Origin of the sequence: Lunatibacter salilacus (assembly GCF_009797935.1) — a bacterium.
Lineage (GTDB): Bacteria > Bacteroidota > Bacteroidia > Cytophagales > Cyclobacteriaceae > Lunatibacter > Lunatibacter salilacus.
The window spans coordinates 505078-518762 of record NZ_VOLC01000002.1; the positions used below are offsets into that span (position 1 = coordinate 505078).

Here is a 13685-nt window from a genome sequence, read left to right on the forward strand (position 1 = left end):
GATCACCTTTATCCTCCCTTGGGAAATATATTTCATTCTATAGCCAAAATTCTAATTAAGAATTCTGTGTGATTTTAAAAATCCAACGCCCAACTGAACAAAGATTTCTCTCCAACAATAATCTAATTTCCGCTAACAGCTCCTATTCTGTTCATACGCCTCCACACCTTTAGGACCAATGCGGAGGCACTCAATGAGAATATAGTCAATACAGCCGCAAGCCCATAATCTCCATAAATCCAATAACCGGTAGCAAAGAGACCGCTGTACACGGACATACAGCCAAAGACCATTCCCAATATACCTAAGGGGAGATCAGAATGACGGTCTTCGGTTGCAATGGGGCGTCCTTGTTGCTCAGCATAGGCAATAACCTTTTTCCAGCCTATAGCACCGGGCTTTACACGGTGGTAAAATTTTTCCAACGTCTCCCAATCCGACGGGGGGGTGAGAATGGAAACTAAAAGCCAGGAGATGGTCGTGATGCCTACTCCCAAAAGCAGTTGTTGGTATGGTTTGAAAGGACGCACCTGTAGCATGGCATCCGCTCGGGATTGCCCTGTGGCAACCAAAGCGTCAATCTGAGAGTAATCATAATTATCAATGGCTAAAAATACCAATGCCACCACAAATGAAACTATCATAGCTGTCAGCTCGCTGTAGGGATTGATCCGGTACCAAAACCAGCGCAGAATAAACAGCAACCCAGTTCCTGCGCCAATTTGGAGAAGTATGTTAAAGGCTGCGAGGGCATTTTGGAGGAAAAGTGCCAATACACTGGCCAAAACCATAATCACCACTGTGGATAGCCTTCCCACCAGTACCAGCTCCTTTTCGGGAGCGCTGGGCTTTATAAATCGTTGATAGAAATCATTGACAATGTAGGAGGAACCCAAATTGAGGCAGGATGACATGGTGGACATATAAGCCGAAAGTAAGGAAGCAAAAACCAAACCCAATAGACCAGCAGGAAGCAGTGTAAGCATAGCTGGGTATGCAAGGTCGTGTCCGATGATACTTCTATCCACCAGTGGAAATGCGGCCTGAATCGATTCCAAGTCCGGGTAAACCACAATGGAACACAGAGCCACAATGATCCACGGCCAAGGCCGTATTGCATAGTGTGCTACGTTAAAGAGTAAAGTTGCTCCCATGGCGTGATTTTCATTTTTCGCGGCCAGCATCCGCTGCACTATGTAGCCCCCACCGCCGGGTTCGGCACCGGAATACCATACGCTCCACCACTGCACGGTAATGGGAATGATAAAAACAATGACTGCCAGCTCCCAGTTATTGAAATCCGGAAAAATGGATAGCTTGGAAGCTACTTCGGGATGGGCTAATAGGTTGGATAGACCGTTTATGTCCGGGTGGTCCAAGCTATATATTGCCGCCAATATCGATCCTGCCATTGCGGCAATAAAGAGTATAAAGTCCGTAACAATAACCCCCAAAAATCCTCCCATAGAGCTAAAGAGCACCGTAACTCCTCCGGCTATCAGAATCACATGCACGGGAGAAAGACCCAACATCACCCCTCCAACCTTGATGGCAGCCAAGGTCACTGACGCCATAATGGCCACATTGAATAACACTCCCAGGTAAATCGCCCGAAAGCCCCGTAAAAATGCGGCAATCTTGCCCGAATAGCGGATTTCATAAAATTCCACATCCGTCACCACCTCGGAACGCCTCCACAGTTTTGCATATACAAATACTGTTAACATACCTGTAAGTAAAAATGCCCACCAAACCCAGTTCCCCGAGACGCCGTTTTGCCGAACGATATCTGAAACTAAGTTTGGTGTATCTACTGAAAAGGTAGTTGCTACCATCGAGACGCCAAGTAGGTACCAAGGCATATTCCGACCGGACAGAAAAAAAGCCAAAGAGCTTTTTCCAGCCTGTTTGGAGGCCCAGAAGCCCACAACTAGGGAAATAGCAAAAAACAGGAATATAATCGCCCAGTCAATAACCGTCAACTGCATGTCATCATTTTTTTTGCGAAAAGATAAGACCAACAAATCAAGTTGGCAACTGAATGGGTAAAAGTTTTGTCAAAGGTTCGGTATCATTTTATGAGTGGCAAATTAACTATTGAAAAATATCTTAATGATTTGAAAATAAATTTGAAAAAGTTATATTGGCTACTACAATCCATCTTTTAGAAGTAAATGAACATCTATCAACAATTTTTGACCGAAGCCAAACTTTGCAAAGGCTAAATGCTGTTTTTTCTTCTTTTCCCTGTCCATATTTTTGCTAGTGTTGAAAAAATGGCTTAGACCCTACCAGCAACACCTTTAAACCAAAATAGAAGGACAGTAATTTTCAATTTTCTTGCAGCCAAATCAAGGCATTCGAAATCAACTTATTTACCTGAGGAATTTCAAAGTCTTTTGGATGTCCAAGTGAGGTGTAAAAAATCTTTGCGTCACCTACCTTTCTAATCCAGGCAACAGGTTCTTCTTCCTGGTCTTGAAACCTTCCCATCAACAACGGTTGGGCATCTGATGCCAAAGGTTTGGTTTTGTAAAGAGAAGAAACGACTTCAAACGGTTTATCTCCAAGTCCCGAAAGAATGGGATGGCTCAATTGCGTATCTATAGGAATAGCCCAAGTATCCTGACCTTCGGGGTGGTGATTATGATAGTTACCACCTAATATTTCCGAATCAAATTCTTTCCAGGTTTCAAAAGCATGACTACTTGTACGCATTGCCAACACAGGCTTCCCGGCAGCAATGTGTTGTCGGATATAATCCAATTGATATTCAGGCAGATGCTTTCTTCGCACATATAGCCACAGGATATCCGCATCCTGAATCTGCCGCACCGCATCCAACGTATCTCCTTCGGACTGTTCAATAACATTAAAGGCATAATGGCCTCCTTCGGAAAGGTACTTTGCAGCAAATGCCGGAACCGTATTCTTGGCATCATATTCCTTTTCGGCGATAAGCATGGCAATATGGGTCCGGTCATCTTCAGCAAAACGAAAGGCGGGTTCGCCGGTAATGTCCGAACTTAACACAGTCGGTGACCAGTACCTTTCAATATGTTCGGTGACCAATTCTGTACCTCTGAAATGGGTGACATATGGCTCACGTGCCGGGTTGTACATCGCGTCCGTCATATCCCGCATTAAAACCACGTTTTTCTGAAGGTTGGAGAGTTGGCGGATGGCAAAAGGCCGCCCTAAGATACACATGTTGATATGCACGCCCATGACGATAATGTTTTCTAGTCCTTGCTCCATGATCAGGTTGTAAACTTCCTGGCCCCGGTCTGTTATGTAATCTTCATCGTGAATTTCCAAGACCGAAATCTGACTGGTCCAAGCCGTCCTTTCCTTGCAGGGTTCACCGTCAGCACATGGCTTGTCGCAGCCGCCATCAGTATCATCAATGGGGAGCGGATCTTCCATATCTGGATCTAAATAGCACCAATTTTCGATTTCAAATCCCTCAGGCGCTTGGTGAAAAGCCACCTCTTGGGCCTTTCTTCGCTGGGGATAATCCGAATAAGTGTCCATCGTCCCGCTGGGAGCGTGAATGATGGTCACACCGCGTTTACGGGCCTCATTGACCATTTTGTTCATATGTGGAGCCAACTCCCCCACCCGCTGCGTGGCACTTTCGCACCAGTGTTCGTCCCACATATCTGTAATGATAATAGCAGTCTGCTTCGGATTCCAATGCTGGGTTTCTTGTTTCACTTCCCAAATATTGTTTGTATTTTTCACTTGACTTCTCAGAATCATTTCCAAGGGATTCACCTCAGAATCACGTGAACTGGCGGAGTCCCTATCCGCAGGGCCGCCACAGGATAATTGCAAGGTCCCTGAAATCATTAAAAACAATACAAACGGGATATATTCAGTAGGGTATTTCATGAAGATCGAAAGATTTAAGTTGAAATCTAGGAAATTTGGAAAAGAAATACAATTTGGAGGAAGAATATTTGTTCCCTTTAGGGGCTAAACGGTATAAAATTCAGGAGTTGAAACCGCTTAATCTTTTTGAATTTGGCATTTTATTAAATTAGGATTTCATATTATCTCTTTTCTCTTTAGCATCTTCAGCATGTTTCATATAATTTTGCCCTTGCTTCCGGTATACCAGAACCAACTAAGGCTCCGATAAGGCCTCCTGCCAATCCACCTGCACCGGCTCCAGCCAAACCAGCAGCCAAAACATCATCCGTAAATTTCATGAGGTTTTCGTAAACCATTTTAGCACTTGTCTCAGCGCCTATGTTTAAGCGCAAGTCCGCAGTCAAATCTCACATTCCCATTATATAGCTCGCACTCCAAGGATTGCCTACGCTAACTATCAAAGTAGGTGTCCCGCCGCTTACCAAAAAGAATTGTGGATTTATATGGTTATTATATCCTGCCCATTTAAAATAAATCGATGGATAATCCGAATGACAGAAAATAATTATGAGGGATATAGCGTTTAGAAAACTCATTTTCCTTTTTCACTGTCACCATTTATCTTAGAGATAATTCCCTTTTTCTCATCAGAAGAGCCTACCTTCTTCTTTTGGTCAGGATTGTCATTTATTTTCGACAAAACTCCTTTATCCGCGCCTGTATCTTTTTTTTGCATTTTTTTCATGACAGTATATTTTAATTTAAATATTTATAAGTTCTTTTCAAGTCAATTTCGGTGCCATATTTATTATATAATATTTTGATATAATTACATATTATACGCTTTGGAGAGGAAAAGTGGTCAGCAAATCATCTTCCGAGCGGAGGGATAGCTTGATGAGGCATATTTATTACGAAGAGAATGCCCTAACCGTAATTTCGCTTATTCTGACCACATCCTAACAGGGCATGATGAATGGGGCCCGATCTGAATTCGACATGGTCAATTCCCATAATGGGGATAATCTACTGTATCGCTGCCAAAAATAACGAAGCCTGTGAATTGCAGCGTAAGTTGTCCTGGTTGCTCGGGGAAAAGTGGAAGTAAATATAAAAAAACAACTTCCCGTACTATTTATCTTAGGAAGCCTCTCTAAAATCCGTTAAAACTAGAAATTTGCTGACAAATACAATAAAGCCTCATCGATCAGGGTATCTTTTCCCTTAATTTCATCACTTCGACGCAGCCTTATCTGGATATCCGCAGGGACTCCATCCTCTAACTGATTACCGTCCAAGTCTATGGTTTGAGTAGCAGAAAATCGGTAAATCCAACCGTTTGGAAGCTCTCCAAAGGCAGGTGTTCCCCCACCACCTCCTGTTTTATTTCCCATTAATACGACATTCGGCAAAACCCGCATCATCTGCGCAAAAAAGGTACTGGCACTGTAAGCCCGTCCATTGGTTAAGACAACCACGTTGCCATTAAAAAAACCTTTTTTTCTTGGATTAACAATCATAGGCCTCCATGCGGTAAATTCGTTTATTCCCGGGCCATTTTTCATACGTTGATGGGCGTAGGTTACTTGCGTCCCCGTAAAACCAGAGGCTAGTTTATAGGCGTTTTTGAGGTTGCCCCCAGCGTTGTTGCGGATGTCCAGGATTATACCCCTAAGACCTTCACAGCGATTCAAAATAGCGTCCATGTTAGGATCTGTGATATCACTGGTAAATGACCTGTAATTTATGTAGAGCACACTATCAATTACCTTGTGCCTCAACGGACCGCTTAGCCTATGATCCACTGTTAAGTAGTTGAAGTAAATATTAGATTCATTATAATCCTTAGGGTGAATAGCGAACCATTCCCAGTTTTTGCTTCGTCCGAAAGTACTTTCCAGATTTACATGCCCATCTTTCAACTCGAAAAGCATATTGCCCATTATTTCAAACAATTTCATGTCGTCCAAATCTGACGTAATTTGAGGACTGTACTTTTCTCGTATTTCAAACCAGTCAATATTTTTGTGACTAAAAAAGGCGTAGCGAAATTGAAGGTCCTCCCACAGTTGATCAAATATTTCCTTTGGATGACTGGGTGGATCAGAAGGTAGAATCAACTCCTCACAGGAGCAAATAATCAAACAAAGGGCTATCATACCCCACTTCAGCTTCTTCCCAAAAGAAATCATAGCCTCACACATATGTTCAACATAATAGAATTCCTAACCCGAATCACTTCTTGAGCGACAGAGAGTTGCTGAAAATCAAACTGATACTGAACTCCCAAAGAATTTCCCGAGCTCGTTTCATATCGAATCTCTGACCAGCATCCCACGCTCCAATCCCTTCCAATCCAGAAAACATCAGTCGCATACCATAAACTATCCCCTACTGTTCCATCCGACTCGATTACTGGCGGTACCGAGGAAATGTAATCGGAAGCAAACTTAAACCCAACCCCCTGCATATGCGCTTTTGTGTTCCAACCCAACTTTTTATCCTCCCACGAAATGGGAAACAAATACCCTATAGCGGGGCCAACGGAAGTAAAATAATCCATTCGATTATTGAAATTAGCAAAACGTTGATGCAAACGGTGATTTAATTCATTTTGTAATGACCAACCATAACGAAATCCTTTGTACCTTGACGTGTCCCTATGATAGAGGGTATGAGACACCAAACCTAATGACCAGGTTTCCATTGAGTTTCCACCTCTACTGTTGCTTGTTCCTTTTGCGAAGTTTAATGACAATGACTCAGATCTGTTTGGTTTTTTGACTTCATAACCAAGGGACAGCACATACCTTATACCCGTATATTTTAACTGAGAAAACCCTAAATCCCGTCCAGCTATTCCCTGTATCCCATTACTTAGACCGATATATTGGGAACTCTGAGAAAATCCATTTTCGGAAATAAGTATTAAAAAAACACCAAAAATAACAATGAAAGCGTAATTAAACTTTAAACCCCTATGAATATTCATTAGATTCTATTTTTCAATAAAGCTACTTAAAAAGCCATATGAAAAACAAATTTTTCCATAAATAATTACATAAAAATTTCACTTGATAAAAATAATGTTAAAAAAAATCCCAGTCGAACGTCACAATCTGATCAATCGTCACTATTAACTCGCTTTGAAATCCTTCCAAATTTAATCACTTGTCTTGGGAATCAACCTAGCCTCTCCTTCTTACGTGAACTACACTTCTCAGAGCAATACAGCACATTTTCCCAATTATTTTTCCATTTTTTTCTCCAAGTAAACGGCCTGCCACAAACCGGACAAGTCTTTTCTGGAAGATAGGATTTATTAGCGTTTCCCATTGTGTGTTTTTGGTTATCCAAATTAAAGGTGGTATCAGGAAAAGCGTTCACTTATGTTGAAGATCTCCTCTTCTATGATACCCATGGAGTTCAACTTTATAATTAATACCGCCCATCCCGATTTTGAATAGGTCAAACTCTTTCGTTCTGAACCTTATTTTTGGGATGAAAGATTAATTTGAATTTTCGTCAGGGTTTAACTCGGAATATGCATTAGAATTTCTGCTGCGGTCCTAAAACGCTTTAAAATCAACCGTTTTGTTTCACTTTTCGAGTTCATCGTCGGGGAGGCTGGGACTACTCTCCAAAGTGACTGATTTTCTTGCGTTTTAAGCCCTTCCCGATTTAGTCGGGACAGGCTGCAACGAACCCCAATATATAATCCGGGTTAGATCTAAATCATTTGTCGCTACTATTTTCTGAAAATTATCCCCATCTGATGAGCGTTAATACCTTCACCATGACGGTGTCCATGGTGAGTATGTGCGTGATCATTGCTAAGGTATTCTATCATCCCCAATCCAATCAAAATCACTAATAACTGAATTGTTTGCATCCTTAGATTTCCACGGGCTTGCCTGTAAAGTGCCGGCAATAAATTACCAAGTGCCATATACACAAACCCTCCCGCAGTAAAGGCCAGCAAGTATCCTACTTGAAATACTATCCAATGATTTAATAAGAAGACAAAGGCCACACCTAGCATTACCGTCATACTAACCAGGAAATTAAGTTTAACCACGCGCAATGGAGAAAAACCGCTGTAAATCAAGGTTCCGGTATCGCCAAATTCCTGTGGAAGTTCATGAATAATAATCGCAAGCGTGGTAGCCATGCCGACTTCGGGACTTATCATAAAACTCCCTCCTATCACCAGTCCGTCTATAAAATTATGAAATCCGTCACCAAGCAAATTCAGTTTTCCAATAGACCGTATAGATTTTTGACTTGGAACAGCGGTTGGGTGGTGGTGGGAAAGTATTCGGTCAATCAACCAGAAAGTTACAAATCCAGTAAAAATACAACCGAATATAAAAGAGCTTGACAGTCCCAGCTCCAAGGATTCCGGAATCAAATGAAAAAAGGCATTTCCCAATAATACACCTATGGCCAATGCTACAGCATAAGGTATGATTTTCCCCATAAGCAATTTGTCGAAAAGGAGGAAAACCAATCCAACTAACGAAATAAGGCTCACTAGCAAAGCAGCCGAAAGCGCATATACAAAGTCAACTGTGAAAATCATAGCGCAAATATACATGCAACATAATTGCAAAAATAGCTTTTCTTTGTCTATTTTGCATTCGCACTAAAACATACGCCATATGAAAGCAATTATTTCAATTATTCCCATGAGTTTACTAAGCATCCTTCTCTTAAGCTGCCAACCACAAAAAACTGACTCCCGTCTTAATGAAGCGCATGAGTACCATCAACAAGCAGGTCACGTCAGGGAAAATTTAGGTCAGCAGCTATCCAATACCGAAAGGGACAGTTTGTTGCATGATTCACTGCAAGAATTCAAGCAAGCTTTAAAGGAATGGGATGACGCTTGGGTTGAAGTTCCCGGTTTTGAACATGATCACAAACATGGTGAGGAAGAACATGATCATCATCATCATAATACCGCTCCCAATCTCAGTCCCAAGGAACACCTCGAATTACAAAAACATTTACTCGAGGAAATTCAAAAACTTGAAAAATCCTTCAACAACCGACAAATGGGGGAGGTAAATTAATTCCGCGATTAAAGGATATTGTTGAAACAATCAATATTAAATATCATTAATCCATAAAAATTAAAACATTATTTCAATTCATTTAATAACTGTAAAATTCTTCAAAAAAAGCTAGGCCAGTTTTTATTAATTCCTTAAATTGTCTGAATTTCAGAAACAAAAATTTGTTTTCGATCAATTTCTTAAGATAGATAGCTGCAGTCAGTTACGAATAAACCCCATTGTAAAGGAGTCTTTTCAGACTCCTTTTTTAGTTTTATTTTGCCGGTTTCTTCTCCGCAATTTTCACTGCTTTTCCATCCTCAAGTTCTTTACTTACGATAAAATAAGGTCCGGTAATTATCTCCTGCCCTTCGGACAGCCCTTCTAAAATCTCGATATTATCAAAGTCAGAAATGCCAGTCTTAACGGCCACCATTTTAGCAGTTTTTTCTTCTTTCAAAAAAACCAACTCCTTCAGGCGTGTTGATCCTCCCTGCGTTTCTAACGTCTCCGCTTCACGGGTTGTAACAGCCGCCAGGGGCACCGATAAGGTGTTTTCTTTTCTGTTTGTTATTATTTCCACGCTTGCGGTCATCCCAGGCCTGAAAGGAAACGGATTTTTCTCCGTTACCAATTCCGCATAGGAATCATTTAGAATTCGTATCCTGACCTCAAACTCTGTAACCGCGTCTGTACTTGCCTTTTCATTGGCTGAATTTGCTATAGCAGTTACGATGCCGCCAAATTTCTTTCCGCTAAAGGCATAGGAATCCACGTCTATCAGTACGCTATCGCTTAGTGATAGACGCACGATGTCATTTTCGTTTACATTGACGCGGATTTCCATCCGGGACAAATCCGCAATGCGTAGCATTTCGGTGCCGGCCATTTGGGCGGTACCCACCACCCGTTCGCCTTGTTCCACCAGGAGTTTTGAAACTATCCCGTTGGTTGGTGAATACACATTGGTAAGGCGGAGATTTTCAGCGGCTTCATCGACGGTTGCCTGAGCACTTTTTACGATAAATTCCGCTGCCAAAACAGTCTGTTCCGCGGCTTCAAGGTCATTTTTGGCTGTTAGATAATTGGCATCGATTTGTTCAAAGTCCGCAGAAGATATTACTTTGTCATCATATAATTTCCGGTTTCGGTCGTATTCCAGCTGTGCGCGGGTAAATTGGGCTTCAGATCGCTTGAGAGAAGCCTTGGACTGTGCCAAGTTTGCCATCTGCTGATTGAGGGTAGCTTGGGCACGATCCAGTGCGGAAATAAAATTATCAGGACGGATTTTCACCAACAAGTCGTTGATTTTAACCGAATCCCCCTCAGCCACGTTGAGCTCAATGATTTCCCCCGCAACATCCGGACTCATCTTCACTTCAGTTTCAGGCTGGACCACTCCGGAAGCGCTTACTTTTTCTACAATATTCCGGTATCCGACTTTAGCGGTCTCTACTTCTGTTTCCTTGGGTCCACCGATCCATCCTTGGGATTTTCCCACTAGGATTCCGACGATTAAAACGGCGATCACGCCTAACAGAATAAAAAGCAGTTTATTTGATTTCTTCTTAGCCATTTTTATTGAATTGATATTATAAGGTAAGGGGATTGCCCATGTAAAAATCGAGGACTTTCACTCGGAAAACATACTCATATTTCGATGTAATTAAGTCAGCCTGTCCATTGAACAAATTGTTCTGAGCCACTTGAAAATCCACTGCATTGATAGCACCTACCTCAAATCGCTGCGTTGCCATTCGAAAAGCTTCTTCCAATGAAGCTACCCTTCTGATGTTGCTTTCATAGGATTGTTTGGCAGCAAAGGCTGTCGTATAAGCAGTTTCAATATCCTGCCTTAATTGGTTTTTCACTTCTACCTCCTGTATTTCGCTTAGCCGCATCTGAACCCGGGCCCGCTGAAGGTTGGCACGATTTCGAAACTGGGAAAATATGGGAATGTTCAGGGACATGTTCACTGCTTGGGACAAATTGTTTTCAAACTGCCTGAGCAATGGGTCCGCGGTACCAAACGCAGACTGATCGACGTAATTGGAGAACACATTCGCATTTACCCCTAAGCTTGGTAGAAAGGCCCCCTTTGCTACTCTGATCCCGTATTCCGCACTGACTATTCCCAATTCAGCCGCTTTTATTTGTGGCAAATAAGAAGCCGCTGTACTATAAATGGTCTCCACACCCGAGCCGTCCAATTCCACTCCCTCTACTGACACTTCGGGTACGAGAATATCAAATTCATCCGTAAACGGCAAAAGCAACTGTTGGGACAAATTCAACCGCGCAATTCGGTGACTGTTCGAAGCATTGATAACTTCCAGTTCTGTAGTCGCAAGCTGTGCCTCCAAGTCCAACAATTCCGCCCGTGGCAGGGAACCGGCGGTGACCAAGCGCTGTGTCCTATTTAACTGTTCCCTTACTGTGGATAATTGATTTTCCGCAATATTGAGCTGTTCCTTGGCAAAGGCTATATTCACAAATAGATTAATAATATTTAGTGAAATGTTATTTTCCGTTTCTTCAACAGTTAACCGGCCAATTTCAACATTCACTTTAGTCTGTTGAATCTGATTCCGGACCTGACCTCCAGCATATATAGGAAGGTTCGCACTTGCACTCACATTTACGTTCCCAATACGCCTCGTTTCAAATAAATTGGTGACGGGGTTTATAGATCTACCCCACCTAAACCCCGAAGAGATGCCGGTAGAAAATGTAGGGATTCGTTGTCCATAGGCCTCCATCAATCCGGTTTCCAAATTAGCAAACTCCAATTGACTGCGCCTCAGGGTAAGATTATTTTCCAGTCCAATGGCTACACTTTCCTCCAATGAAAGTTTCCCGACGTCATATCCTTGTGCAATGCAGTCATATTGACGGATCAACATGACTATGAAAAAGAGTAAAAAGTATTTCATCATATATAACGGTTGGGATTTAAAATGTGTAGGATGAAGGAATTTTCCCAAATGTTGACAACATTTATGCTAGAAAGACCATTTCTTTTTAAGAAGTACAAAATAAACAATAAGACACGATTTGAGCGAGTGATTCCACATATTTTTAACTAATTTTAATTCACATTAACAGAACAGGTTTTCTTTTTGTTCGAATATGAACAGGTACATGAACGAAAATGATACATTAAATTTACTCCGAACCTCAGTCGACTCCAACTGGCATACCCATGGACTGCCCTCGCGTGCGTCGTTGTTTGGAGACGGGATCTTTGAAACCATGATATATATCAATGGGAAAATCCGATTTGCACCCGCTCACCAAAACCGGGTAAACGAAGGGGTGAAGGCACTCAAATTGGATGCGTCTGGAATGGCTGATGTCCCTGAAATTGAAAAGCTGATCGAAGAGAAAGTTGATGAAAGTCAGCGCTGGAGAATACGTTGGAATATTTTCCGATCCGGACAGGGGAAATATACACCGGAAGAAAACCACTGTTCAGAACAGCTGATGATACAGCCCTTTACCATCCCTCCAAAAATCAAAAATAACGCCTATCTCAGCAATACGATCCAACTGCACCCCTCTCCTTGGAGTCATTGCAAAACGCTCAACTGCCTACCGTATGTAATGGCCAATCTGGAAAGAAAGGAGAAAAATATGGATGAAGTTATTTTAACGGATGAGAATGGGTACTTGAGTGAGGCTGGTGCGTCGAATTTGTTTTGGATATCGTCTGGCACATTTTTCACCCCCTCACTTCGTCATCATGCTATCAGTGGCGTAGGAAGGGCCCAAATCATTGAATTGCTCACCCATAAAAAGATCCCCTTCCTAGAAGGTTCCTTCACCAAGGAGCACTTATTGGAAGCGGATCAGGTATTCACAAGCAATGTGACTGGTATTTCGTATATACGGGAGATTGAGCATCGAAGCTTTGGGATAGATCCCATTCCATTACTGGAAAAAATCTTCCAGTAATCCTACACCGACACCGCCGCCTTAATATGCGGATGCGGATCATAGTTGAGGATTTCAAAATCCTCAAATTTAAATTCGAAAATATCCGTTATTTCCGGATTCAACTTTAACTGCGGCAAAGGCCTACAAGTTCGGCTCAGTTGTAATCGGGCTTGATCCAGGTGGTTGCTGTAAAGATGGGCGTCGCCAAACGTATGTATGAATTCACCTACCTGCAACCCACACACCTGTGCCACCATATGTAAGAAAAGGGCATAAGAAGCAATATTAAAAGGTACTCCCAGAAAAACATCCGCACTCCGCTGATACAACTGACAGGAAAGCTTTCCGTCAGCTACATAAAATTGGAATAGCAAATGGCAAGGGGGAAGTGCCATTTGGTCTACATCAGCCACATTCCAGGCACTGACAATGAGGCGTCTTGAATTGGGGTTTGTCTTTATCTGATGGATAAGGTTTTTGATCTGATCTATTTCTCCTCCCCTACCATCGGGCCAGTGTCGCCATTGATAACCGTACACCGGCCCCAAGTCACCTGCTTCATCCGCCCATTCATCCCAGATGGAGACCTTGTTGTCCTTTAGGTAGGCAGTATTGGATTCCCCCTTCAGAAACCAAAGTAACTCATGAAGTATGGAGCGGATGTGGCATTTTTTGGTGGTGACCAACGGAAAACCTTCCTGTAGGTCGAAACGCATCTGATATCCAAAAACACTGATGGTTCCGGTACCTGTACGGTCGCCCTTATGGACCCCATTATCCAGTATATGTTGTAATAGCTGATGGTATTGTCTCATG

The 13685-nt window shown here is 42.3% G+C and carries 13 protein-coding genes; 2 read left to right on the top strand and 11 right to left on the bottom strand.

The window, feature by feature from the left end:
* Nucleotides 1-122 precede the first annotated feature (122 nt).
* From FQ608_RS04765 to FQ608_RS04795, 8 genes are all read right to left on the bottom strand, one after another.
* Nucleotides 123-1988 (bottom strand): sodium:solute symporter family protein, encoded by a 1866-nt coding sequence (locus tag FQ608_RS04765; protein WP_158856643.1) that lies wholly within the window; start codon nt 1986-1988, stop codon nt 123-125.
* Between the two features lie 343 nt (nt 1989-2331).
* Complete coding sequence (locus FQ608_RS04770; RefSeq protein WP_158856644.1) at nt 2332-3894, bottom strand: ThuA domain-containing protein; 1563 nt, start codon at nt 3892-3894, stop codon at nt 2332-2334.
* Between the two features lie 185 nt (nt 3895-4079).
* Nucleotides 4080-4214, bottom strand: a complete 135-nt coding sequence (locus tag FQ608_RS27725; protein WP_262885469.1) for a hypothetical protein — start codon at nt 4212-4214, stop codon at nt 4080-4082.
* Nucleotides 4215-4468: 254 nt separating this feature from the next.
* Nucleotides 4469-4621: a hypothetical protein gene (locus tag FQ608_RS04775; RefSeq protein WP_158856645.1), complete on the bottom strand. Its 153-nt coding sequence runs from the start codon at nt 4619-4621 to the stop codon at nt 4469-4471.
* A gap of 424 nt (nt 4622-5045) precedes the next feature.
* Nucleotides 5046-6068, bottom strand: coding sequence for a S41 family peptidase (locus tag FQ608_RS04780; RefSeq protein WP_158856646.1), 1023 nt, complete (start codon nt 6066-6068; stop codon nt 5046-5048).
* Nucleotides 6065-6868 (bottom strand): hypothetical protein, encoded by an 804-nt coding sequence (locus tag FQ608_RS04785; RefSeq protein WP_158856647.1) that lies wholly within the window; start codon nt 6866-6868, stop codon nt 6065-6067. The genes FQ608_RS04780 and FQ608_RS04785 overlap by 4 nt, the downstream gene beginning before the upstream one ends.
* Before the next feature lie 191 nt (nt 6869-7059).
* Entirely contained in the window at nt 7060-7212 is a 153-nt protein-coding gene (locus FQ608_RS04790) for a DUF2256 domain-containing protein (protein ID WP_158856648.1), read from the bottom strand.
* A gap of 412 nt (nt 7213-7624) precedes the next feature.
* Nucleotides 7625-8458: a ZIP family metal transporter gene (locus FQ608_RS04795; RefSeq protein ID WP_158856649.1), complete on the bottom strand. Its 834-nt coding sequence runs from the start codon at nt 8456-8458 to the stop codon at nt 7625-7627.
* 79 nt (nt 8459-8537) lie between these two features.
* On the opposite strand from FQ608_RS04795, the gene FQ608_RS04800 reads away from it, so the two are divergent.
* Nucleotides 8538-8951: a hypothetical protein gene (locus tag FQ608_RS04800; protein WP_158856650.1), complete on the top strand. Its 414-nt coding sequence runs from the start codon at nt 8538-8540 to the stop codon at nt 8949-8951.
* Nucleotides 8952-9207: 256 nt separating this feature from the next.
* Here FQ608_RS04800 and FQ608_RS04805 read toward each other — a convergent pair whose 3' ends face one another.
* Both FQ608_RS04805 and FQ608_RS04810 read right to left on the bottom strand, forming a co-directional pair.
* Nucleotides 9208-10509 (bottom strand): efflux RND transporter periplasmic adaptor subunit, encoded by a 1302-nt coding sequence (locus FQ608_RS04805; RefSeq protein ID WP_158856651.1) that lies wholly within the window; start codon nt 10507-10509, stop codon nt 9208-9210.
* Nucleotides 10510-10525: 16 nt separating this feature from the next.
* Complete coding sequence (locus FQ608_RS04810; RefSeq protein WP_199856306.1) at nt 10526-11869, bottom strand: TolC family protein; 1344 nt, start codon at nt 11867-11869, stop codon at nt 10526-10528.
* Nucleotides 11870-12074: 205 nt separating this feature from the next.
* Between FQ608_RS04810 and FQ608_RS04815 the strand changes: the two genes are divergently transcribed.
* Nucleotides 12075-12887, top strand: a complete 813-nt coding sequence (locus tag FQ608_RS04815; RefSeq protein WP_158856652.1) for an aminotransferase class IV — start codon at nt 12075-12077, stop codon at nt 12885-12887.
* 2 nt (nt 12888-12889) lie between these two features.
* Here the strand turns inward: FQ608_RS04815 and FQ608_RS04820 are convergent, their stop codons facing one another.
* The gene (locus FQ608_RS04820; protein ID WP_158856653.1) at nt 12890-13684 is read right to left on the bottom strand and encodes a thymidylate synthase; all 795 of its coding nucleotides are present in this window, start codon (nt 13682-13684) and stop codon (nt 12890-12892) included.
* Nucleotide 13685: the final 1 nt, after the last annotated feature.